The organism is Shewanella sp. MF05956, assembly GCF_059758055.1.
Genome location: NZ_JCAYNV010000003.1, coordinates 302,282 through 326,003, shown reverse-complemented (window position 1 = coordinate 326,003; position 23,722 = coordinate 302,282). Strand labels below are relative to the sequence as shown.

General features: G+C 43.7%; 18 protein-coding genes. 12 read left to right on the top strand and 6 right to left on the bottom strand.

Going from position 1 to position 23,722, the window contains the following annotated elements:
- Positions 1-86: 86 nt before the first annotated feature.
- Positions 87-920: a MaoC family dehydratase gene (locus tag AC19MX_RS05115; protein WP_498296862.1), complete on the top strand. Its 834-nt coding sequence runs from the start codon at positions 87-89 to the stop codon at positions 918-920.
- Between the two features lie 72 nt (positions 921-992).
- Here the strand turns inward: AC19MX_RS05115 and AC19MX_RS05110 are convergent, their stop codons facing one another.
- On the bottom strand, positions 993-2,642 hold the full coding sequence (locus AC19MX_RS05110) for a mechanosensitive ion channel family protein (protein ID WP_498296802.1): 1,650 nt from the start codon (positions 2,640-2,642) through the stop codon (positions 993-995).
- Positions 2,643-2,771: 129 nt separating this feature from the next.
- On the opposite strand from AC19MX_RS05110, the gene AC19MX_RS05105 reads away from it, so the two are divergent.
- Positions 2,772-3,095, top strand: coding sequence for a hypothetical protein (locus tag AC19MX_RS05105; RefSeq protein ID WP_432400082.1), 324 nt, complete (start codon positions 2,772-2,774; stop codon positions 3,093-3,095).
- Positions 3,096-3,111: 16 nt separating this feature from the next.
- Here AC19MX_RS05105 and AC19MX_RS05100 read toward each other — a convergent pair whose 3' ends face one another.
- A complete protein-coding gene (locus AC19MX_RS05100) occupies positions 3,112-3,237 on the bottom strand; it encodes a hypothetical protein (RefSeq protein WP_432400081.1) in 126 nt (41 codons plus the stop codon).
- 213 nt (positions 3,238-3,450) lie between these two features.
- Between AC19MX_RS05100 and AC19MX_RS05095 the strand changes: the two genes are divergently transcribed.
- From AC19MX_RS05095 to rraB, 6 genes are all read left to right on the top strand, one after another.
- Positions 3,451-3,741, top strand: coding sequence for an ABC-type zinc uptake system zinc chaperone (locus AC19MX_RS05095; protein ID WP_432400080.1), 291 nt, complete (start codon positions 3,451-3,453; stop codon positions 3,739-3,741).
- 267 nt (positions 3,742-4,008) lie between these two features.
- Positions 4,009-5,211 (top strand): hypothetical protein, encoded by a 1,203-nt coding sequence (locus AC19MX_RS05090; protein ID WP_498296800.1) that lies wholly within the window; start codon positions 4,009-4,011, stop codon positions 5,209-5,211.
- A complete protein-coding gene (locus AC19MX_RS05085; RefSeq protein ID WP_498296798.1) occupies positions 5,195-6,100 on the top strand; it encodes a metal ABC transporter solute-binding protein, Zn/Mn family in 906 nt (301 codons plus the stop codon). The genes AC19MX_RS05090 and AC19MX_RS05085 overlap by 17 nt, the downstream gene beginning before the upstream one ends.
- A gap of 4 nt (positions 6,101-6,104) precedes the next feature.
- Positions 6,105-6,872: a metal ABC transporter permease gene (locus AC19MX_RS05080; protein ID WP_432400077.1), complete on the top strand. Its 768-nt coding sequence runs from the start codon at positions 6,105-6,107 to the stop codon at positions 6,870-6,872.
- Between the two features lie 197 nt (positions 6,873-7,069).
- Positions 7,070-7,804: a 1-acylglycerol-3-phosphate O-acyltransferase gene (locus AC19MX_RS05075; protein ID WP_498296796.1), complete on the top strand. Its 735-nt coding sequence runs from the start codon at positions 7,070-7,072 to the stop codon at positions 7,802-7,804.
- Positions 7,805-7,885: 81 nt separating this feature from the next.
- Positions 7,886-8,323, top strand: coding sequence for a ribonuclease E inhibitor RraB (gene rraB, locus AC19MX_RS05070; RefSeq protein ID WP_498296794.1), 438 nt, complete (start codon positions 7,886-7,888; stop codon positions 8,321-8,323).
- A gap of 133 nt (positions 8,324-8,456) precedes the next feature.
- On the opposite strand, the gene AC19MX_RS05065 is transcribed toward rraB, so the two are convergent.
- Entirely contained in the window at positions 8,457-9,413 is a 957-nt protein-coding gene (locus AC19MX_RS05065) for a GGDEF domain-containing protein (protein WP_432400074.1), read from the bottom strand.
- Positions 9,414-9,430: 17 nt separating this feature from the next.
- Complete coding sequence (locus AC19MX_RS05060) at positions 9,431-10,426, bottom strand: response regulator (protein WP_432400073.1); 996 nt, start codon at positions 10,424-10,426, stop codon at positions 9,431-9,433.
- 392 nt (positions 10,427-10,818) lie between these two features.
- On the opposite strand from AC19MX_RS05060, the gene AC19MX_RS05055 reads away from it, so the two are divergent.
- Positions 10,819-11,628: a crotonase/enoyl-CoA hydratase family protein gene (locus AC19MX_RS05055; protein ID WP_498296792.1), complete on the top strand. Its 810-nt coding sequence runs from the start codon at positions 10,819-10,821 to the stop codon at positions 11,626-11,628.
- 32 nt (positions 11,629-11,660) lie between these two features.
- Here AC19MX_RS05055 and AC19MX_RS05050 read toward each other — a convergent pair whose 3' ends face one another.
- Both AC19MX_RS05050 and rapA read right to left on the bottom strand, forming a co-directional pair.
- Positions 11,661-12,533: a DUF3530 family protein gene (locus AC19MX_RS05050; protein WP_498296790.1), complete on the bottom strand. Its 873-nt coding sequence runs from the start codon at positions 12,531-12,533 to the stop codon at positions 11,661-11,663.
- A 96-nt stretch (positions 12,534-12,629) separates the two neighbouring features.
- Positions 12,630-15,536 (bottom strand): RNA polymerase-associated protein RapA, encoded by a 2,907-nt coding sequence (gene rapA, locus AC19MX_RS05045; protein WP_498296788.1) that lies wholly within the window; start codon positions 15,534-15,536, stop codon positions 12,630-12,632.
- Between the two features lie 350 nt (positions 15,537-15,886).
- On the opposite strand from rapA, the gene AC19MX_RS05040 reads away from it, so the two are divergent.
- The 3 genes from AC19MX_RS05040 (at position 15,887) to AC19MX_RS05030 (ending at position 23,694) form a co-directional block, all read left to right on the top strand.
- The gene (locus AC19MX_RS05040; protein ID WP_432400069.1) at positions 15,887-17,281 is read left to right on the top strand and encodes a PhoH family protein; all 1,395 of its coding nucleotides are present in this window, start codon (positions 15,887-15,889) and stop codon (positions 17,279-17,281) included.
- A gap of 242 nt (positions 17,282-17,523) precedes the next feature.
- Positions 17,524-21,228, top strand: coding sequence for a response regulator (locus AC19MX_RS05035; protein WP_498296786.1), 3,705 nt, complete (start codon positions 17,524-17,526; stop codon positions 21,226-21,228).
- 69 nt (positions 21,229-21,297) lie between these two features.
- Positions 21,298-23,694: a zinc-dependent metalloprotease gene (locus AC19MX_RS05030; protein WP_498296784.1), complete on the top strand. Its 2,397-nt coding sequence runs from the start codon at positions 21,298-21,300 to the stop codon at positions 23,692-23,694.
- Positions 23,695-23,722: the final 28 nt, after the last annotated feature.

Sequence of the window (23,722 nt, the reverse complement as noted above, 5' to 3'; positions counted from 1 at the left end):
CCATTAACCATTTTGCAGCTTAGTATTTTGGCTGCCTATATAGGGTACATATTGTGAGTCACGACTTCGCTATCGAATTAAAGGCAATGCCTTCGCTTTTGTCTTTATATCGCAAAATTCTGTTTGGGCGTAAACCTGGATGGGATCAGCAACCGCTGCCGACGATTTATGTGCAAGCATCAAATGTGGTTATGTCACAAGAGAAAATTCGCCAATATGCTGAAGTGTGTGGCTTTGAATTCGACGGTGTGACGCTACCGCCAACGTATTTATATGTGTGGGCATTTCGATTACATGCGACTATTTTTACCCATAAAGCGGTGACGTTCCCGTTGCTAGGAATGATCCACCTTAAAAATAGCATCAGTGTATTTCGCCCCGTGCGAGCAGATGAAATCTTAACGGTGCAATGTGAACTCTCTGGCAGTCGTAATACCGATTCAGGACTTGAGTTTGACTTAGTCTCTAAGGTATTTGTCGCGGACGAATTAGTATGGCAAGCGTTGTCGACGTATTTATATCGTATCGACACACCCGGTCGTCGCGCTCGTCCTCCGAAGGCGTCGGAAATGGCCTGGGAAGATGTAAAGCAATGGCGTTTAACGGAAGATTTAGGTCGTCGTTACGCTAAAGCCTCTGGCGATTATAATCTGATTCACTTGCATCCTTTATTGTCGAAACGTTTCGGCTTTGAGCGTGTACTTGCCCATGGTATGTGGTCTAAAGCGCGTGCATTATCGCAATTAATGACCTTTATTGGCGATAAACCTTTTCAGGTGGATGTTGAGTTTAAGCTACCTGTGTTTATGCCATCTGAAGTCACTTTTGGCTTTGAAACTATTGAAAACGGTAAACGTTTTGAAATGCGTGACGTTAAAGGGCGCAGACCACATTTGCAGGGCAATGTGACTTATTTATAAGCAATAAGTGTTAATGCCAATAGCAAAAAGCTCAAGTCACTGACTTGAGCTTTTTTCGTGTATACCCGCTTATTATTTTTGATAAATATGCACATCGCGTTGTGGGAACGGAATGCTAATACCCTCAGCGTCAAAGCGCATTTTAACTTCGCGAGTAATATCCCAATACACTTCCCAGTAATCATCTGGTTTTACCCAGGGTCTAACGATAAAGTCGACCGATGATTCGCCTAATGTATGCAGTTTTACAATCGGTTCTGGTTGGGCATTCACTTTAGGGTGTTGCTCAACAATGCTTTTTAAAATCGTTTCCGCATGCTCAATATTGTCGCTGTAACTAATACCAAACGTCATGTCGACACGGCGTTGATGCTCAGCGGTAATATTGTTAATCGTGTCTCCCCAAATTTTATTGTTAGGGACAATCAGTCTTTGGTTATCCAACGTTTTGATAGTGGTCGACACTAAGCTCATGTGGCTTACTCGGCCGGTAACGCCGGCGGCATTAATCAAGTTACCTACATCAAATGGGCGATAAATTAAGATCATCATGCCCGAGGCAAAGTTTGACAGTGTGTCTTGTAATGCAAACCCGATAATCACACCGGCGATACCAAAGCCTGCCAGTAATGGCCCAAGTTCAAATCCCAGTTGTGATAAGGCGATTAATAAGCCCACCGCGTAGACGACTTTGCTCGACAGCGAGATAAAAAACTCTTGTAACAGCTGGCTAAATTGTAATTTAGAGGCGCGGACTGTCTTGGCGATAATTTGGGTTACGATTTTGGCGACTAAGCTGGTCACGAACAAAATGAATAAAAACACCAAAATTTTAAACGTGAGGTTAGGGCCGTTATTGATGGTTTGATCTTTAATCACTTTTGCCCAGCCCTGAAGTAAATTAGACGCCACGCTAAAGTTCAACACGTCCTGGGTAATGTCGCCAGACACACTAAATAAGGTTTGTTTTAGTTGCGATACATTTTGCCCTAAGCTTTCAAGTATCGATGCTGAAATCGCTAAGCTTGAACTGTTTTGGCCTAAACGTTCTTTTAGAGAGAGCACATTGGCTTTTTGTTCGGCGCTAATGTCTGCACCCGCAGTAGCGGCTTCTGCCACGGCTTTTTGTAATTCGTCTTGGGTGTAATTCACTAAACTGTCAAATTGGTCAGCTCGCTGAAGCATAAAATCAGTAAACGTTTGCTTTTGCGTGGTGACATCAATGGCTAGCATTTCTGCCCATTGCAGCGTGTCTAATGTCGCTTTTAAGTAATGGTCGCGCTCAAATTCACGGTCAGACATGGCGGCAATCACGTTACTGTCATCGTCACTGCCTAATTGATTACTGAGTAACAATAAATCGGCATCTAAATAGTTAATCACCTGGCGTAAAAACACCAATTGATTTTGCACTAAGGGGATAAGGTATTGTGGATCTGTTGTACCGGCCCTAATCAATTGGTCGATTTCGTCACGCAGTTGTGAGGACTTATTTTTAATACGGTATTCGGTAATGGTCCGCATCTCGCCTTTAGCTACAGGTAGTAGCTTCGTGTCATGGTCAATGGTTTGTTGCAACAAGGTCATTTTATTGAGCGTATTAGTGTCGATAGCGACACTGGTTGTTTCTGGTACTGCTGCAATGGGGTCTTGTGCTAACACTGATGGAGTCAGTAACAATGTGGTTATCAATAAAAGTAAAGCAGGTAAAATCCGTAACATCTAAGCGCGTCCTATGAGGCCAAGTTGCGATTATGATAGTAGAAAACCACAGATGGAGCTATGTTCAGCGATGTTATTAGCAGGGTTATTTGTTAAACTTGCGACCATTATTGATTAACGGTACTCAACATGGCACTGCAATGCGCCCATTGCTACAAACACTTTTCTATTGCTAAAGTCACAGAAAGCCGCGGCAAGGGGTTATCGGTTGAGGTGCAATGTCCGCATTGTGCAGCATGGCTTGGGCACAATAAAGCGTTAGCTATGATCAAAATAGTCGGTTTTTATAGTGGGGTGATAGCAGCGTTAGTGGCTTATTTTGTTGAAGGCGTTACACATATCACCACGCCATTGATTATTTTAGCGGTAATTGTAGTGGGGTTATCACATATTATGGATCATTTAAACATGGTTGAAGCGCCAGAAGATGACGCTAGCATAAATAAAAAATAAGCTTGGCCAGATTGGTTTAGTCAACCACGATGACTTGGCTTTCTAATGACGACTCTACATAGTAAATTCCGCCGAGTACGACAATGCCTACGATGGCCATGACTAAAATGATGCCGATATTTTCGCGAATAAATTGTGTCATGATGTGGATCCTATTGAGGTGGTATTGTCTATTGCGTTAATGGTATGAGTCACAGCTTAAGCTTATCTTAAAAACACTCAACGTGATGAAAAAGTCGACTGTGACGCCATGGATTTAGCCCATGATCATGAATTGTCACAATCTATGTGTTGCTTTTCAGCACGGCTATTTTACACTAATGCTCACATTTATTAACCTGATGGAGTTGTGCCGTTGAGTTCACGCATCCACATTAGACAAACTATCGCAATCTGGCTCAGTGCCATTTTGATTGTGCTGTCTATTGCTGCGTCTGCCCACTCAGTGCGCCATCTTGATGATGGGGTGCAAAATCACTGTACCTTATGTTTTCATCAACATCAGTTAAATAAAACGATTCACACCAGCGAACTTGTATTTAACGCAAGTAAGCAAACTTTTGAACGTCAACAATATACGCTACCATTTCTGCTTAGCGTATTTCATGCTTATTATCAAAGCCGCGCCCCACCTGTTTCTCGTTAATCCAACAACGTATTTTACCTAAACTCAGGATAGTAAACGACGCTAAAGCCGCCTTTTACTTTGCGAACTGTATTCTTCACCTGCAATAGACAAGCTATTGTGGTGTTAATTCAGTGTCTTAGCAAAGCTAAATAGCCAGCTTAATCGCGTTTAATCAATAAGATTATCAATCTTTTACCCCCCTGATTTAGGCACATCAATTTTTCTGTTATCAGCCGGTGTATTTATACCTAGAAAGTCGGCTATTTGTTGTATTTTGGAGATATCATGTCTGCGTTAAACACTCGCATTTCTGTATTGGCACTGGCGTGTGCTGTTAGTTCTTATTCGGCAATGGCTGAAGACTCAAGCTTAACTAATCCTAGTATTAGTGCCGTATTAGACGGTTATTATCAAACGGGCGATCGCCCTTTAGCTGAGCGTGAAGAAGGCTTTGGACTAGGCGAAACGGAGCTGGCGTTAAGTGCCAATATTGATGACAACTTTTACGGTAAAGTCACAGCCGTAATTGAGTCAGCCGATGGCGAAACGGAATTGAATTTGGAAGAAGCTTTTATTCAAACGTTAGCGCTACCAAGTGGTTTGTCTGTGCGTGCGGGTCGTTTCTTGTCTGATGTTGGTTACTTAAATAATCAACATCTACACACGGATGCATTTTCTGAGCGCCCTGCGGCATATCGTGCTTTTTTAGGCGGCCATTATTTTGATGATGGTGTGCGCTTAAGTTATGTTGCCCCAACTGATCTGTACTGGACCATGGGTGTTGAAGCATTTGGCGGGGACAGTTTGCGCGCTACTGACGAACATGGCGAGCGTGATTTTGACGATGTCGGTGTATTTACCGCACTAACCAAAATTGGTGGTGACATAGGTATTGAAAGTTCGTGGCAGTTAGGGTTAAGTTATTTACGCAATGAAAATGGCTTAGCGTATGCTGAAGAGCACGAAGAAGATGAAGAAGAAATAGCTGATGAGCATGAGCACAGCCACAGTGCTTCATACACTGGGGAAAACACTTATATTGCAGATTTTGTCTACAAGTGGGCACCCAATGGTAACTACAAGTACCAAAATCTTACTGTAAGCGGTGAATATTTCAGAGTGACAGATATTTTTGGTGAAGAGCCTGGTCACGTTGATGATGTCGGCGATGTAGATGACCATGAGTTAAGCGGTGATGATTATCATGAAGGTTGGTATTTAAGCAGCGTTTATCAGTTTTCTCCAAGCTGGTCTGCTGGTGTACGTTATGGACAAGTCGATACTTATGAGATTCATGAAGATCACCTTGATCCACAAAAACTAAAAGAAACTGAAGTCAGCCTTGCTTGGCACAGCAGCCATTTCACCGCAGTTCGCTTTCAGTTTACTCACCAAGATGGAACTAACTTTGACGGAGTGGAAGATGATAATATCGTTACTTTACAATATGTCATGTCATTAGGAGCTCACGGTGCGCATCAATTCTAAAATGCTTTTAGCAGTGACGTCATTGTCACTGCTGTTTACCGCGACAGCAAAAGCGGAACTTAATGTATTTGCCTGTGAAGCAGAATACGGTGCTTTAGCTAAAACGTTAGCTCCGTCGGCTGATGTATATTCAGCTACGACAGCTATGCAAGACCCCCATCAAGTGCAAGCACGTCCAAGCTTAATTGCTAAAATGCGCCAGGCAGATTTGGTAGTGTGTGCGGGTGCTGATTTAGAAATTGGCTGGCTACCGATGTTGCAGATGAAAGCCTCTAACCCAAAGGTTAAATCAACCGATAAAGGCTTATTTTTTGCCGCTGAGCAAATCGATACGTTAGATAAACTCACCAGTGTTGACCGCTCAATGGGAGATGTTCATGCAAAGGGGAACCCTCATTTGCATTTAGATCCTGAGCGTATGTTAAGCGTGGCTAAAGCGCTGAGTGCAAAACTGATTGAAATTGATCCGCAAAACAGCAGCGAATATCAGCAGTCTTTAGCTGATTTTAGTCAACGTTGGGAGGCTAAAATTCCTCAGTGGCAAGCGCAAGCTAAAGGTTTGGCCGGTAAAAAGGTTATCGCTTATCACTCAAGTTTCCGTTATTTATTTAACTGGACTGGAATAGAACAAGTTGCCGACCTCGAACCAAAACCAGGTTTGGCCCCTACCAGTAGCCACTTAGCAAGTTTACTGACTCGCGCAGAAAAAGGCGATGTTATGGCCGTAATAGTGGCGTCTTATCAGGACGAACGTGGTGCAAAATGGTTAGGTGAACGTGCTAATTTACCCGTTGTGATGTTACCTATGTCTGTGGGTGGCAATGAGCAAAGCCAAGATTTATTCAGCCTATATGACAGCTTATTAGCCCTACTAAATGGGGTGAAATAACGCCATGTTTGATGTTGAGCTTCTGTCGATATTATTACCCGCGTTAGCGGCAGGTTTGTTGGTGTTATCAACTCATGTGTTGCTGGGCCAGCAAGTGCTAAAGCGCGGTATTATTTTTATCGACTTAGCCATTGCACAAGTCGCAGCGTTAGGGGCGATAGTGTCTCACATGGATCATGATGTCGAAGGTTTACCTTTTGTTCATATGTGGATGCCGGCATTGTTTGCACTTGCTGGCGCTGGCGTTATAGCCTGGATGGCTAAGCGGCTGACAGGTGAGCTTGAGGCAATGATTGGTTGCTTTTATGTGTTAAGCGCTGTTGCGGCGATGCTATTGCTGGCAAACGATCCTCATGGTGCAGAGTTGTTAAAACAGCTTATGTCTGGGCAAATTTTGTGGGTGAGTTGGTCGCAGTTGATGATACCTGCTGTGGTCTCTGTTGCGATTTTGGCATTAATTGCGATTAAGCCCAATATACTCGACGGGGCGGGTTTTTACTTTTTATTTGCGTTAGTGATTACCTTATCGGTAGAGCTTGTTGGGGTGTATTTAGTGTTCAGCACCCTTATTTTACCGGCATTGGCATTAAACAAATACTTAGGTAAATATAAACTCGGGTGGGCTTATGCCGTTGGTATCGTTGGTTATGTAGCAGGCTTATTATTGTCTGCTAGCTACGACTTGCCAAGCGGCGCAGCGATTGTCGCGACATTGGCGATCAGCGCGCTAGTGTTTAGGCAGTTACTCAAACTTCGTCCTACAGCGGCTTAGTTTGCATCGTTAGTATGACATCATTAAACATTGCGACATTCCTTTAGCCTAGGCATGTCGCATGGCTGTCACATAAATCGTGTTATTCTGCCCTGTATAGCAGGGCAGAGTATTTCAGCGTACATATGTAAACAAAATAATTGAGTCCCTAGACCTGCATCGTTATACTGTCGACAATTATTTTGCAGGAGTATGCTGTGCTGCTAATCGCTCGTTTAATTATTCTCGCCGTGCTATTGTTTTTAGCCTTTGTTTTCGTAATGGTTTTTTGCCTTTTAAGGCCAATGCATCGCAATAACGTTCATGTCGTGGCTAAGATTTTCTCTTCTGTTGCGCCGGTGTTGGGCATAAAAGTCATTACCCGGGTTCATCCTGTCAGTGACATGCCACAACCGTGCATCTATTTAGCAAACCATCAAAACAACTTCGATTTGTTCACTCACACCTCTGCAGTGCCAAAAGGTACCGTAAGCCTAGGTAAAAAGAGTTTGGCGTGGATGCCATTGTTTGGGCAGATTTATTGGTTGTCTGGCAATATTCTGATTGACCGTAAAAACCGTCATAGCGCGTTTGATACGATGGCTAAAACCGTAGAGAAAATGAAAACTAAGTTGTTATCAGTGTGGATTTTTCCTGAGGGAACTCGTTCACGTGGTCGCGGTTTATTACCCTTTAAAGTGGGCGCATTTCACACGGCTATCGCAGCGCAAGTGCCTGTTGTACCGGTATTAGCTTCATGTCAGAACCATATTAAGTTAAATCGTTGGAATAACGGTATTGTGATTGTCGAAATGATGCCACCGATGCCGACTGAAGGATTAACTAAAAATGACGTTAAAGCCTTTAGTGCTAAAGTTCATGAGGCCATGTCAGCAAGACTGGTTGAGTTAAATAAAGAAGCGTTAGCATTAAATCAAACCGTTAAACACTAAACTGCGTTGATAAGTTCGCAACTTACTTGAGTTTGGGTATAATTGGCTAAAATTTATATGTGTTTATTAACGGAGTAATCCATGTCTGTCGAGCGTCAGTTAAAAGAGCAATTTGCTGAAAACCGCGAAATTGTTGATGCCTTACTTGCTGATGGTTCAGAGCCTGATGCGGAATATACAATTGAACATCATTTTTCGGCGACCAACTTTGACCGTTTAGAAAAAGCCGCTGTTGATGCATTTAAGCTTGGCTTTGAAGTTAACGATGCCGAAGAAATGGAATTAGACGATGGTTCTATCATTTTTTGTTTTGACGCAATTGCCCATCACAAGTTAGAAACGCCTTTGCTTGATAAGGCCTGTGAACAAATGATTCAGCTTGCTGTTAAGCAAAAAGTGGATTACGACGGTTGGGGTACTTACTTTGTTGGCGATGAAGCAGATGCTGAAGATGACGACGAAGATGATGAATTTGAAGATGATGGTTTTGACGACGATGAAACCGATTCGTTTCATTAATCCGCAACGGTAAACATTAAAAAAACGCTCATCATTGATGAGCGTTTTTTATTTTAGTCGATGTGGATTATTGTCGCGAGGGCCAGTGATATCATGTCGCACTATCGATTAATCTAAAGGTCGTTTCGGTTTGTTATTTAAACACCACGCTCTTATTACGGCCTTCTTGTTTAGCCATATATAATGCTTTGTCTGCACCAGATAACCAGTTAGAACTGTTATCAATTTGCGAGCTAAGATCGTTAATGCCTAAACTCACCGTGACTTTAATGAGGCGATTATCGAATGCGACTTCAGACTCTTCAATGCGCTGTCTTAGGCGCTCTGTAAAGTGTAATGCTTCGTCAGCCGTGGTTTTCGACAGCACAACAGCAAACTCTTCTCCGCCATATCTGCCAGCGCAATCGGTTTCGCGTAGCGACTGTTTTAATAGATACGCAATGTGTTGAATCACTTTATCGCCCGCAGGGTGACCATATTTATCGTTAACCTGCTTAAAGTTATCGATATCGATCATCACTAAGGTTGAGGTATCGCCGTAGCGCGAATGACGCTCAAACTCTTTTTCCATGCAAAGCTGCCAATGACGACGATTATGCAGTTGGGTTAAACCATCGGTTTGGCTTAGCTCTTCTAATTGCTCGTTAGCGGCCTTTAATTGTAATTTATTGACCGCAATGTCGGTAACATCATAAACAATAATACTGATATGAGTAATTTGCCCAGTAAGCGATGCAAGTGGTAGCAAAGTGATGTTTTGGAACATAAAATCAGCGCGACCAGTAACCGGACGATAATTTTTAAATTTGAATACATATGGGCGCTGTTCCCAACTAATAAAAGTGCGGTTTTTTAAGACAAACACCGACTCCATCTTTTGCTTAAGCCAATCTGCAGGCAACTCGGGAAACTTTTCAAATAAGTTATGGCCTTTAATTGAATTAGGCGATACGCCGCTGTGGTTTTCCATAAACCCGTTCCACAGCTGAATATTATAGTCGCGATCGAGCACCACTAGGCCTACTTCAATGGTTTGTACCATATCGATTAGCCAGTGTAGTTCGTTCATCGCACTTTGGTCATTTGACATAATAAAGTTATCCAGCGTTAGTCGAGTAGGTAGCCGAGCTTGTAGTTAAGCGTAGGGATTGAATCTTCTGTAAACAGCAGCAATAAGTCGCATTGGATATTGTAATCTTCAATGCGATAATTAATTTCCATAGCGAGAGTGCGCTGCCACTTTTCTGAATTGTCGTGTATGAGTTCGTTAACGCTGCAATGTCTACCAAGCACCACGGGATGCGCCTGGCTGAATTTCATGTCGAGCTGTTCTGAAATACCATTTAAAAAAGCCCCTATGAGCACATTACCTGTGTCCATCATGACTTCGATTTCAGTATTAATATCATCTGGGTTCTCTAACCCCATCAGTTTTGCCATGTCTTCAAAGCTAGAATCATGGAATAGCAACAATGCTTCACCCGCAATGCCAGCACCAATAAACCCTTGGCAAAGCCCTGATACTTTTGCACTCTGCTCAGTGGCTTTTAATGCCATGGTGAGCTCGCTCACTTCAAGCACGTTAACGTTTGGAATTGGTAGTAATACGAATACATCGAGTAATTTTGCTAATAAATCGGCAGCGCGGCCCATCGCAACGTTAGCGATTTCTTGACATGCATCGCGCAAGTCCACTTTCATTATTGGCGTGTCGTCGGCTTTAGAGCCTTGAGTCAGAGTCAGAATGCCATATTCTTGCAAGATGTTACTGATGGCATCGGCGCTCACAGGCTTTTGAATAAAGTCGAGTGCGCCCAATGCTTTAACCCGTTCATGGGCTTTAATTTGAATATCGCCGGACACCACAATGATCAGTGCGGGCAAGTCTTGTTGTTGTACTGCCTGGAGCACTTCGTAACCGTCCATCACAGGCATGTTAAGGTCGAGAAATACAATTTCGCCTTTACCGGCACGGATAATATCGAGACCTTCTGCACCATTTGTGGCGTAGCTAATTTCAACGTCCCAATCTTTGGGCAGAGTTCGTGCCATTTGTTTTCTGGCTAATGCAGAATCATCACATATCAATATCGGTATAGTCATTGTGACAGGTGTTCCTTAATTCGCCTTTAGGAAAAAGCACTCTTAAATGCAGTCGCGAGTGGTGCGAGGCGTCATCGTTATTATTAGGGCTGTTTTACAGCACTTTGTTTTTGAACATTCATTATACTTAATTGTTAATAAAATGGGTAATTCAACGTCATAAAAAACAACTTTGTAACATAAGTTGCGGTGTAACTCCCATTATTAACAGTTTCAAGCACGATATTACCTGTTGGGTGTTAATCGAAAATAAGTCATCTTCATTATTCTACTATAAACATCATGGCAATATTTTGACCAGTGACGCTTATTTGTCATGTTATTACTATTCGACAGATAGTCCAGATATGTTAACCTGAAAACTGGACTGACCAGATGAGCGGAACCCATTTATGGAAAAGGATTTAATTAAGCTTAGTATCGAACACGGAATAGCGCATGTCTGTTTAAACCGTCCGAGTAAAATCAATGCGCTCAGTTTTGAGATGTTTAAGGCGATTGATAAGGTGATTAAGCAAATTGCTGCAAATAAAAGTGTTAACGCGGTGGTGTTGTCTGGTGCCGAAGGGAATTTTTGTTCCGGTTTAGATGTTAAAAGTGTGGCGAGTTCGCCGAGCAAAGCCATGAAGTTATTGTTTAAGTGGCTACCCGGTAATGCCAATTTAGCACAACGAGTGTCTCTGGGGTGGCAGCGGTTGCCTATGCCTGTTATTGCAGTTCTTGAAGGTTGTTGCTACGGTGGCGGCATGCAAATAGCACTGGGCGCCGATATTCGTATTGCCAGTCCTGATTGCAAATTATCGATCATGGAAGCGAAATGGGGCTTAGTACCTGATATGGCTGGGTTGGTGGCGTTACGTCAAATTATGCCTAAAGATAAAGCGTTAATGCTGACTTATACTGCTGATATTTTAACGGCGCCACAAGCGCTTGAGTTGGGTATGATTACTCAAATCAGTGATACGCCTTATGACGCCGCAGTGGAACTAGCCAATAAAATTATGCGTACTTCTCCTGATGCGAATGCCGCCATTAAGCTAAGCATCAACCGAAATTGGACAGGGTCGATCCGCAGCTTATTAGCTCGAGAATCTCTGAGTCAAATTCGTTTGTTAATGGGCAAAAACCGAGTGATTGCGGCTATTAGGCAAACTAAAAATCCTGACAAGGCTTATCTATCTAGGCAATCTTGGTGGTCATGATTGATACTGATAATAGAAGTGATAAGGACTTTTTATCTACCGATAACGGTTCGTGAAAAACCTTCTATTTGATCGAGAGCCTCTTCCCAGCCGCTTTGATTGCTAAAATCCAAACTCATTTGATATTGGCGATAATAGCGAGCGGGTTTCACTTGGTTGTAATTCAGTCTTGTGGGCGCTTCGGTAATCGAAATAGGATGGGCATCGCTCGATTGAATGTCGAGGATCGGTAATGACATTGTCACTAACTGCTCAGCGATCGATTTACGCTGACTTTGCGGATCGATTAAATATTCAAACTCGCGGTAAGGGTTAACCACCACAAATACATCGGGTGTGGGGATTTTTTTGTCATAAAGTAAGTTGGTTACCATGCCCGCGCTGTCGTCAATAGCAACGAGAATACTGGCCCCCGGAAATAAGCTTACGGTTGAGCCGAGCTGATTTATTGCTTCGCTTAGCGCCGCTTGTTGAAAATTACGCAGTTCGAGCAATTGTTCTGAGGTGTACTTAGGGATGCTTTTATTGGTGCTGAGGGTGATTTGTTCGCTGCCGGCTTTGTTAATATCTTCAGGTTTGGTGGCATAGTTGGGGCGATAAAGCCCTTTTGCCGGGGTTAAGCTGATGCTGGCCCAGCCGCGAGTATTAATTTGAGTACGTAAATAACTCGCCAGCCCGTTAGCGTCTGCATCGGTGTCTGATGGTCCTACAATCATCAGCGAACCAAATTGTTTTTTACTCTGCCATGAGCGCACTAATACTTCAGATTGTTTACCGTCAACGGTAATAAACTTAATTTCATTGCTGTTTAAGTGAGCGTACTTTTGCTGCGCACTTGCGGCAGGAGTGAGTGCCCACAGCCCAACTGCAATCATTACTATGTGGCAAAAATGTCTTACTTGCACAAAAACCTCATCAGTAAATATAAAATCTAAAAACAATAATGCCCTGAAAACAGGGCATTATCAAAGCACTAAATGTTTTCCCTAAGGTAATAGGGATTAAACGTGACTCACTAACACCATGCGGATAGCATCAAGCTGTAACTGGCTGTTGTCCATGTAACCGGTTAGCTCGACCATTTGGTTGCGAATATATTCTAGCTCATCTTCGCGAATGTTCGGGTTAACGGCTTTTAGGGCTTCAAGTCGTTCAAGCTCACCAGTTAATTGTTGGGTCATCTTAGCGCGTGCATCGGTGACTAAGTCGCCCAGAGCTTGTTTTGCATGCTCTTCACCTTTAGCAAATAAAGGGTGCAATATTGGCTGCGATGCATTGACTAGTTTACTGGCGATATGTCGATTTACTGCACTTAGCTGTTTATCAAAGCTGGCATAATCGACTTTATCGGCCAGGTTTAAGCCGTTTTTATCGAGCAACACACGGATAGGGGTTGGCGGTAAATAACGGTATAACTGAGTTGATTTAGGGGCTGATGCGTCAGCCATGTAGATCAATTCTAAAAATAATGTGCCAGCAGGCAGCGCTTTATTTTTAAGGATTGCCACACTAGTGGTGCCGGTTTCAGAGCTTGTGATTAAATCTAAGCCTGTTTGCACTAGCGGATGTTCTTGCGAGATAAACGCAATATCATCACGTGATAAGGCTGTAGTACGATCAAAGGTTACCGTTATGCCATCTTCATACAAGCCTGGGTAAGTGGGGAACATCATGTGCTCGCTAGGGCGCAAAATAATCGAGTTTTCACCACGGTCTTCTTGATCAACACCAATGATGTCCCAAAGGCGAATAACCGAACCAATCAACTGGGTGTCGTTGTCGCTGTCTGACAAACGTTGTACTAATTTATTGGCACGCTCACCACCATGAGAGTTAATCTCTAGCAGCTTGTCGCGGCCTTGTTCCATGGCCTGTTTGAGTTCTTTATAGCGGTGCTGCGTATGGTTAAGTAGCTGCACCATGGCATCTTCATCGTCGTGACTCAGTACGCCTATCAACTCATCGGCAAACTCACCAAATAACACATGGCCACTAGGACACGTTAACTCAAATGAATTAAGGCCTTCATGATACCAACGCATTAAACGTTCTTGCGCAGTGTCGCGTAGGTAAGGTAAATGTATTTGAATATCGTTTTGTTGGCCGATGCGATCCAAACGACCAATACGCTGCTCAAGTAAGTCTGGATTGAGCGGTAAGTCGAACAATACTAAGTGGCTCGCAAACTGGAAGTTACGTCCTTCAGAACCAATTTCAGAACAAATGAGTGCCTGTGCACCGCCTTCTTCTTGGGCAAAGTAAGCACCGGCTTTATCGCGCTCGATGATCGACATGCCCTCGTGGAATACTGTTGCTTGAATCCCTTCGCGAGTACGCAAGGCTTCTTCAAGGCTAAGGGCTGTTTCTGCCTGGCTGGCAATAATCAGCACTTTTTTGCTGCGATGCGATTTTAAAAATTCGATTAACCAATCTACGCGCGGATCAAACTTCCACCAACTGGCACTGTCATTTTCAAATGCTTGGTAGAGTTTTTCAGGGCTTAACGCTTGTATCGCTTTAGCTTGCGCCGTTTTTGCGCTGCCCATCATGGCATTAACACGCTCTGCGGTGACATATTGAGCCGGCATTTCTTGTGGGTAGGCATTAAAGAAACGCTTAGGGAAGCCTTTTACCGAGGCGCGGCTGTTACGGTACAGCACGCGGCCAGTCCCGTGACGGTCGAGTAACTCTTGCAATAAGTCTTGGCGCGCCGCTTGTTGTAGCTCGCTATCAACCTCTTTTGATTGGATTAAGCGAATACTTGGCTCAATGTCTTTTTCGCTGAGCAGTTCCGTTAAACTGTTGATTGCACTGTCAGGCAACTTAGCGTCTTTACTTAATGCTTCAGCGGCATCAGCAACGTCTTTGTAGCTCGATTCTTCTGCTAAAAATGCGTCGTAATCGTAAAAACGATCTGGATCGAGTAAACGTAAACGCGCAAAGTGACTTTGATGACCTAATTGATCTGGGGTCGCGGTAAGCAGTAAAACACCAGGCACCACTTCACTTAATGCTTCTACGATTTGATAGGCGCGGCTTGGCGCGTCTTCAGACCATTCTAAGTGATGTGCTTCGTCGACAACCATTAAGTCCCAGTCAGCGTCTAAAGCTTGCTCTAGGCGTTTTTTCTTGCGCAATAAATCAAGTGAGCAAATGATTAACTGTTCGGTATAAAACGGGTTGTCATTGTCGGCATAGGCTTCAACGCAACGGTCTTCATCAAATACAGAGAAACGCAGGTTAAAGCGGCGTAGCATTTCGACTAACCACTGATGACGCAGTGTGTCTGGCACAATCACTAAAATACGTTCAGCACGACCGGTTAATAATTGCTGATGAATAATCAGGCCTGCTTCAATGGTTTTACCTAAACCCACTTCATCGGCCAGTAATACACGCGGTGCATAGCGACGACCGACTTCGTGAGCAATCCACTGCTGATGCGCAATCAGTCCAACGCGCGGGCCTTGCTGGCCCAGTAAATCTGATGTGGCTAATTTATGGCGTAATAGCTGACATTGGTAACGCACACCAAAACGCTCTAAACGATCGATTTGCCCAGCAAATAAACGATCTTGTGGCTTATTAAAACGAATATTGTGGCTCAGCATTGTTTCACGAAGGCTGACGTTTTCTTGGGTTTCGCTATGAATCCCGTGATAAATCACCAATTGGCTTTTTTCTTCAACCTCATTGATGGTGATACTCCAGCCTTCACCGCTTTCTACGGTGTCACCGGGGTTAAAAATAACCCGAGTTAAGGGAGCTTCACTGCGAGAAAACATCCGGTTTTCTCCAGTGGCAGGGAACAGCAGCGTAACCATGCGGCCTTCAATTTGAACGACGGTTCCTAATCCGAGCTCCGACTCGGTATCACTAATCCAGCGTTGACCTAAAGCAAAAGGCATCTTTAATTCTCTATTTGAAGCGGGGGAAACAAAAAGGGGGCGTATGTTAAACCAAACCCATGCAGATTGAAATTCTAGCATCGATTTATCTATCAGTTGGGTGTTTTTACAACAAATTGACATTTCAGTGTCACATTGACGTCATACTGTGGAACAAGGGATAACCATATTTTATTGAGTTATGATGATGCAGGTGCCATAGTCATTTTAAGTATGTTGTTGAGTCATATTAAGTTTGCTAATGACTAAACATACAGCCTGTTTTCAATAATGAAATAAATTATCCTTTTATGTTAAGCGTTTAAGTCGATAGATTGAAATCAATTAATTGAGAGCACACTGGAGGCGCCATGGAACAACACGACAAGAAGTTGTTTGTACTGGATACCAACGTGTTACTGCATGAACCTTTAGCGATATATTCGTTTAAAGAGCATGACGTAATCATCCCGATGACTGTGTTAGAAGAGCTCGACAGTATTAAAGATAGAAAGCGCGATGTGAGTCGCGATGCACGGGTCGCCATACGTGCATTAGAAGATATTCTTGGCGGCCCCACGACACCTGAACAGATCCTAAAAGGTGTTGCATTACCCACCCGTGAAGAACACTCTGAAGTATCAGGCCATTTGTCGATATTTCCAGACCATCAAGTTGAGTTTATCATCGGCTCTTTGCCAGGCGACAATAACGATAACCGCATTATTAATACCGCACTGCATCTGCAAAAAATTCATTTTCCTCGTACCGTAGTCTTAGTCACAAAAGACATTAATATGCGTTTAAAAGCCAAAGGTGCAGGTATCGAACGAGTGGAAGATTACCGCACCGATCAGCTCATTGACGATATTCGCTTTTTAGCCAAAGGCTTTTATCAGTTTGCGGGTGATTTTTGGCAACATGTTGATAATGTCTCAACAGATCGTAAAGGACGACACACAGTGCATCAGGTGCCATCGGATCATTTAGGTAATGAACACTATTATCTTAATCAATATCTTATTGATGAGGATTCTGATTTTTGTGGCCGAGTGGCCAGTAAAACCGATAAGCATCTTGAGATCATTGATCGAGGTCGCGATCGTTTAATGCACCATGAAGCATGGGGGGTAAAACCTAAAAATATCTATCAAGGTATGGCGCTTGATGCCTTACTCGATCCCGATATCGAACTGATTATTTTGACCGGCCCTGCAGGTTGTGGCAAAACCTTATTGGCCATGGCCGCCGCGCTTGAGTTGGTGGTTGAACGTAAACTGTATGACAAGGTTATCGTGACACGTAATACCCCTGACATTGCCGAATCTATAGGCTTTTTACCCGGTACCGAAGAGGAGAAAATGGCACCATGGTTAGCAGCCATTACCGACACGCTTGAGGTGTTACATAAGAATGATGTTAATCCTACGGGCAGCGTGAATTACATTATGGAAAAAGCCAACATCCAATTTAAGTCGATTAACTTTATGCGCGGCCGCTCGATTCAAAACTCTGTGGTGATTTTAGATGAATGCCAAAACTTAACCGCATCACAAATTAAAACCATGATTACCCGTATGGGCGAGGGCACAAAGCTGATTTGTAGCGGCAATTTAGCGCAAATCGATTCTACTTATCTCACCGCTGTGACTTCAGGTCTTACCTATATCGTGGAGCGTTTTAAAGATTTTGAGGGCAGTGCCAATATTTACTTAAACGGCGTAGTACGTTCACGCTTGGCAGAATTTGCAGAGGAACATTTGTAACCGCTGCAAAATGGTACAGCGTTAAGTCAATAAGGTTACCTTGGTAACCTTATTTATTTTTATCTGTATTTTATTCTATGATTACAGCACTATTTTTGAGGTTGGACGAGTCGTTAACCGGTCATTATTACATGTGCTTGAGCTTATCTTCCTGATATCATGACCATTCGTTTTTTTATTGCCTATTTTTTGGTGTTATTCGTTCGACAGCGCGCTATTTCCCGCTGTATCAAGGGTCGTTAATGAAACCGACAGAGCCAGATTTACAACTAAAATCTCCAATTCAACGCAATTATAACCAAGCGGTGTTTTACACCTACATTGGGGTAATTGTAATGGCCTTATTGTCGGCCGGTATGATGTTTGAACGCCAAAAAGATCAGCAAATTCAACAACGAGAAGAACAAGTTGCACGGCATGTATTGCAAATCGATTTGTTACTCGAATCAAGCATCAGAGCCGTTAAAAGTTTGCGAGATGTGGCGGTTGATCATTTACGTCTCGGCGAATTCGTGCGTAAAGATCGCCTACCCAAATATGAAAAGTTTAATGAAGACGGCCAATACTTCACTTTAGAACCCATGTATGGCCAAAGTGATGTGCCTTTTACCAATATGGGCCGGATCACCGGAGCGGGATCGCTCAGCGATCGCACTGAGCCTTTTTATCAAGAACTTGAAATGCTGTTTGAGTTGTCGCTATCGTTTCCGGTCGCCAAAGAAGCCGCGCCAAAAGCCTCGTCAATTTATTATATTTCGAAACGCCGCATGATGTCGTTTTACCCTTGGGAAAATAACGAACTGCGTTTTAGAGATGAACTACTGAATAAAAAACAATTCCAATTATCGACACCGTCGATGAATCCACAGCGCAGTGTATTTTGGAGCGAAGCCTACATTGACTCAGCTCATCAAGGTTTAATCACCACCCTTGGGTTGCCGGTATATTTGCAAGATGAGTTTATTGGTTCAATTAACCTCGACATGACATTGTCGTCATTAGATAAACAAATTCGCACCTATTTTAAAATGCCGGGCACGGTGATTTTGCTAGATCAGCAAAATAATATTTTATCGCACAGTGATTTTGACTCCAACGAAATGAACAAGGTGTATCACATCAGCCAGCGCATTCCTGCGGCGCTGCACTCTTTGTCAGAATCGGAACTGTTTGATGCCCATGAAGGGATTATTCGCAATGGTTATTACATTCACTCTGTCGCCTTGCATAATGCCCCATGGCGATTATTGTATTTACAAGATGAAGATGACTTGTTTAAAGACTCATGGGACAAGTTACAGCTGAGTTTTTTATTAGTCGTTTTAGCTTTATCATTGCTGGTCACTATTGTGCATTGGCAAACGCGGCGTGCCTTCGTAAGCCCTGCATCGCGGTTATTAACTCACCTTGAAGCGTGTTCACAAGAGCCAATACGCCCACCTGAAAAAATCACTAATGGTTGGGAACCCTGGTTTGCGTTAGTGAGCCGTATTTTTGAAGAAAACCGCCAATATACTCACCATTTGGCAGAGCAAAATAAACGTCTAGACAACTTAGTCGCCAGACGAACTCAGCGCTTACGTGAAACCACAGAGCGACGAGAGCGTGAATACGCATTATTGCGATCGCTCATTGACTCGATCCCTGAAGCCATTGTGTTTAAAGACAAAGAAGGCAAATACCTAGGCTGTAACAAGTCTGCTGAACGCATGCTCGGCTACAGCGAAAATGAAATTATTGGCTTAACCTCGTCTGAAGTCGTGAGTCCAGAACAGGGCGAGCGTATCCGTGAAGAAGACAAAGAAGTCCTCAGCCAACAACATTCATTGCGCTATCAAGAACGGATTATAGTTGAGGGTAAAGCCGTATTGCTCGACACCTTTAAGTTGCCATTTTATAACCGCCGCGGTGATTTACTGGGGTTAATTTGTGTGTGGCGTGACATCACCAAAGAACATGATGCCGCAGAGCAACTGCGTATGTCAGAACAACGTTATCACCTTGCGATGGATGCGGTAGAGGATGGGCTATGGGATTGGTATATCGATTCTGAGCAGATTATTTGTAACCCTGCTTTTTATTCGATGCTGGGGTATCAGGCGCATGAATTTCCGCCATTACTCGCGTCAATCGATGCATTATTCCATCCAGACGATCGTGAACGTGTGCAGCAGTATCGCAGTGGATATGTCGAAAACCCTAACGGCACTTATGAAATCGAATTTAGAATGCTGGGCAAAAATGGCAAGTATTTCTGGGTGTTATCTCGTGGCCGTGCCGTTGAGTTTAGTGAAAACGGTCGCAGCAAACGTATGCTGGGTACCCATAAAGACATCACTCGTCAAAAGAGTAACGAAGTGGCCTTGCTAGAAGCTAAGCAAGATGCTGAGTTAGCCAACATGTATAAGAGTGAATTCTTAGCGAACATGAGCCATGAAATCCGTACGCCAATGAATGCCATTATTGGTATGGTGCAATTGGCGCAGCGAACCAACCTAACGGCGCAGCAGCAAGATTACCTCAATAAAGCCGGTTTCTCGGCGCAGTCGCTATTACGTATTATTAATGACATTCTAGACTTCTCGAAAATTGAAGCGGGTAAATTAGAACTTGAACGCGTTGCGTTTCCGTTAGATACCGTGCTCGATCACGTTATTGATATTAATGCCATTAAAGCCCAAGAAAAAGGTGTGGAACTGCTACTGTATGCACCCGTCACGGCAGGATTAATTTTAAATGGCGATCCGTTACGATTAGGCCAGGTGCTAGTTAACTTATTGTCTAATGCGGTTAAGTTTACCCAAACGGGTGAAGTTGAGCTCGGCTGTGAAGATGTGGGTGAACGTGATGATCGGATCACCATGAAATTCTGGGTACGTGACACCGGTATCGGCATCGGTAAAGACCAACAAGCCATGCTATTTGATGCATTCTCCCAAGCAGACGGCTCAACTACCCGTAAATATGGCGGTACTGGTTTAGGGCTCTCTATCAGTAAGCACTTAGTGTCGATGATGGGCGGTACGATGCAGGTAGAGTCTGAAATGGACGTGGGCAGTACCTTTAGCTTTACCATCAGTTTTGAAATTGCAGAAGAGCAAGTGATTGAGCCATTAGTGGTGCCAGAACAACTCAATAACTTAAGCACCTTGGTTGTTGACGATAACCCAAGCGCATTACAAATGTATTCGACCTTAATGCAAGACTTCAGTTTTGGTGTCGACACGGCTGACAGTGGCCAAAAAGCGTTAGATATTTTGCGTCAAAAGCCGATAGATTTACTGTTGCTCGATTGGATGATGCCAGAAATGAATGGCTGTGATGTGATTAAGATCTTGGACGAAATGATCCGTGACGGGGTGATTGCAAAACGTCCGATTATTATTCTCATGACCGCCTACGCAGCAGAGCCTCTCGATACAGAACTCGCCAAAGATAGCGTCTATGCCATTTTACAAAAACCGTTCAAAGCGTCTGACTTATTTGATGAAATTATTAATGCATTTGCAACAGAGCCCAAGTTAAATGCAATGCCAATCATTAAGGCCGATGAGCCGAGTAAAGATGCAGGGTTAGTCTTGTTAGTTGAAGATAACTTTATTAATCAGCAAGTCGCCTCTGAATTGCTTAAAAGCGCAGGGTATGAGGTGGTGATTGCAGATAATGGCCAAATTGCGTTAGACATTATTGATTCTAAGCCTTTTGATGCCGTGTTAATGGATATTCAAATGCCAGTGATGGATGGCCTAACCGCCTCTACTGAGCTGCGTAAGCGTTACACAAAAGAGCAAATGCCGATTATTGCCATGACCGCACATGCCATGTCTGGCGATCGCGAAAAAAGTTTAGCGGCGGGAATGAACGCGCACATTACCAAACCCATTGTATTAACGGAGTTATTTGAAACGTTATCGCATTGGATTACTTATAAAAATAATCATAAATAATGCGATTAAATACACAATCTTACTCGCATTATTTTCGTTGATAGGATATTCACGACAGGGAGATAATTTATGGTCCGCCGCAGTATTTCATTGGCACTTTTACTGGCAATCGCGCCAGCAACGGTTGTTTCAGGCGTTGCGATTGCCGCGAGCGATCCAGCACAAAAAATCATAAAACAAGCGCAAGCTGCCCAGGGGTTTATTAACCTGTTTTATGATGCCAAAGCGGGTCAATTATATCTTGAAGTCAATAAGCTCAACCAACCCTTTTTAATGTTAACCAGTTTGCCTCACGGTGTAGGCTCTAACGACATTGGTTTAGACCGTGGTCAACTAGGTCAAACCCGTATGGTGCAATTTGAGCAACATGGACCTTATCTCGTATTAAAGCAGCTCAATACAGATTACCGCGCATCAAGCGACAATATTGCTGAGCAACAAGCCGTTACCCAGGCATTTGCTGAGTCTATTTTATGGCGCGGTAAAATTGTGGTGGGTAAACAGGCTATCGTTTCAGTAAATGATTTAGTGATTAATGACTTACATGGTGTAGCTGATGTGCTTGCTGCGACCAAACAAGGCCAATATAGTTTAGATGACAGCCGTTCGGTGATATTGCCACAAGGGATTAAATCGTTTGAACGCAATGCCGATGTTGACGTTAATTTAACCTTCAGGACCAGTAAAGCGGGTGAACAAGTTGCGAGCGTGACACCCGATGCTAAGTTTTTATCTGTACGGGTGCGTTACTCTTTTGTGCAACTGCCAGATGAAGGCTTTGAGCCGCGTCGTTATCATCCAATGAGCGGCTATTTATCTGATCAATATATCGATTATTCAACCGCAGTTGACCAACCTTTAGTGCAACGGCATTTATTAAAACACCGCCTGCAAAAAGTGATCCCTGGTGATGCTCCAAGCAAAGTGGTTAATCCTATTGTGTATTATTTAGACCCTGGCGTGCCAGAGCCTATCCGAGGTGCGTTATTAGCGGGCGCGCGCTGGTGGGAAGATGCGTTTACTGCGGCCGGTTTTATTGATGGATTTAACGTGGCGTTATTACCTGAGGGCGCGGATCCTCAAGATGTACGCTATAACATGATCCAATGGGTGCATCGCGCAACACGCGGTTGGTCATATGGTGCTGCAGTCACCGACCCTCGTACCGGCGAAATTATTAAAGGTAATGTCACATTGGGCAGCCTTAGAGTGCGCCAGGATCATTTAATCGCAAGAGGCTTAACGGCTGGCTGGCCAGATCGCAGCGCCGCAAGTGAAGCGGCAATGGCATTGTCGCTAGCCCGTATTCGCCAACTGGCTGCTCATGAAATTGGCCACACGCTGGGCCTCGATCATAACTTTTCCGCATCGACTAACGATAATTCGTCAGTGATGGATTATCCTCACCCTTATGCCAGCATTGAAGGCCAGCAAATTGATATTAGCCAGCCATATCGCGAAGGTATTGGCGAATGGGACAAGTACACCATTGCTTATGGGTATGGTTCTTCATCGCAAGCGGAAGCATTATTAGCATCGAGTTTAGAGAAAGGTTTTCGATATATTGGTGAAGCTGATTCTCGCCGTGCGAGTGCCAGCAATGCTTATGCGAGTTTATGGGACCGTGGTAACGATGCAGTGGCAGAATTATTGCGTTTAGAAACGGTCCGCCTAAAAGCCATTAATGAATTTAATTCAGATGCGTTATTGGCAGGTGAGCCCAACGGTGAGCTCGCCGATGTATTTGTGCCAATGTATTTGCTCACCCGCTACCAAATTGAGGCCGCAGCTAAATGGATAGGTGGCGCTGATTACAGTTATCAGCAAGTTGGTGGCGGAGTGAGATGGAGTTATGTACCGCCTAAAATGCAATTAGCGGCATTAGAGGGCTTATTGGGCAGTTTGCAAAGCAGTAGTTTGGCGATCCCTGCCAATGTGCTTCAGACATTGGTACCTAAAGCAGGTAATTACCGCAAAACCCGCGAAAGCTTTAGCTCTAACCTAGGCGTATTGAGCGATCCGGTTACAATGGCTGAAATGTTGAGTCGTCATATTACGGGCTTGATATTAACTCCAGAGCGCTTAAATAGAGTCAACCAAGCTTATATGGAAGACAGTGCACAGTTATCGATAGTCACTCTAGTCGACAAACTTGTTGGCAAAAGCTTATATCAAGATTTACCAAATGGCCGTGAATTAGCGATACAAATGCGTATTAACGCTGTGGTTGTTGATGCGTTGTTGGCAGCATATCGCGATCCAAAAACTGCGCCAGAAGTACAAGCTCAGCTAGCTGCGCGTTTTGACTATATCGTGAAACAATTAAAGCGTCGCAGTAATCGTGGCAGCGACTATCAATCGGCTCATTACGATTGGTTGTATAAGGGCATAGTGAACGGTTTAGAACACCCTGAGTTTAGACTCATTAAGAAACCCGCAGCAATGCCGCCAGGTTCGCCTATTTAAGGTGATCTCAAATGAAAAAATGCGACCG

Bases quoted from the DNA above. Each gene is read 5' to 3' on its own strand.
- AC19MX_RS05115 (WP_498296862.1), top strand. From the start codon at position 87: ATGCCTTCGCTTTTGTCTTTATATCGCAAAATTCTGTTTGGGCGTAAA.
- AC19MX_RS05110 (WP_498296802.1), bottom strand. From the start codon at position 2,642: ATGTTACGGATTTTACCTGCTTTACTTTTATTGATAACCACATTGTTA.
- AC19MX_RS05105 (WP_432400082.1), top strand. From the start codon at position 2,772: ATGGCACTGCAATGCGCCCATTGCTACAAACACTTTTCTATTGCTAAA.
- AC19MX_RS05100 (WP_432400081.1), bottom strand. From the start codon at position 3,237: ATGACACAATTTATTCGCGAAAATATCGGCATCATTTTAGTCATGGCC.
- AC19MX_RS05090 (WP_498296800.1), top strand. From the start codon at position 4,009: ATGTCTGCGTTAAACACTCGCATTTCTGTATTGGCACTGGCGTGTGCT.
- AC19MX_RS05080 (WP_432400077.1), top strand. From the start codon at position 6,105: ATGTTTGATGTTGAGCTTCTGTCGATATTATTACCCGCGTTAGCGGCA.
- rraB (WP_498296794.1), top strand. From the start codon at position 7,886: ATGTCTGTCGAGCGTCAGTTAAAAGAGCAATTTGCTGAAAACCGCGAA.
- AC19MX_RS05065 (WP_432400074.1), bottom strand. From the start codon at position 9,413: ATGTCAAATGACCAAAGTGCGATGAACGAACTACACTGGCTAATCGAT.
- AC19MX_RS05060 (WP_432400073.1), bottom strand. From the start codon at position 10,426: ATGACTATACCGATATTGATATGTGATGATTCTGCATTAGCCAGAAAA.
- AC19MX_RS05055 (WP_498296792.1), top strand. From the start codon at position 10,819: ATGGAAAAGGATTTAATTAAGCTTAGTATCGAACACGGAATAGCGCAT.
- rapA (WP_498296788.1), bottom strand. From the start codon at position 15,536: ATGCCTTTTGCTTTAGGTCAACGCTGGATTAGTGATACCGAGTCGGAG.
- AC19MX_RS05040 (WP_432400069.1), top strand. From the start codon at position 15,887: ATGGAACAACACGACAAGAAGTTGTTTGTACTGGATACCAACGTGTTA.
- AC19MX_RS05035 (WP_498296786.1), top strand. From the start codon at position 17,524: ATGAAACCGACAGAGCCAGATTTACAACTAAAATCTCCAATTCAACGC.
- AC19MX_RS05030 (WP_498296784.1), top strand. From the start codon at position 21,298: ATGGTCCGCCGCAGTATTTCATTGGCACTTTTACTGGCAATCGCGCCA.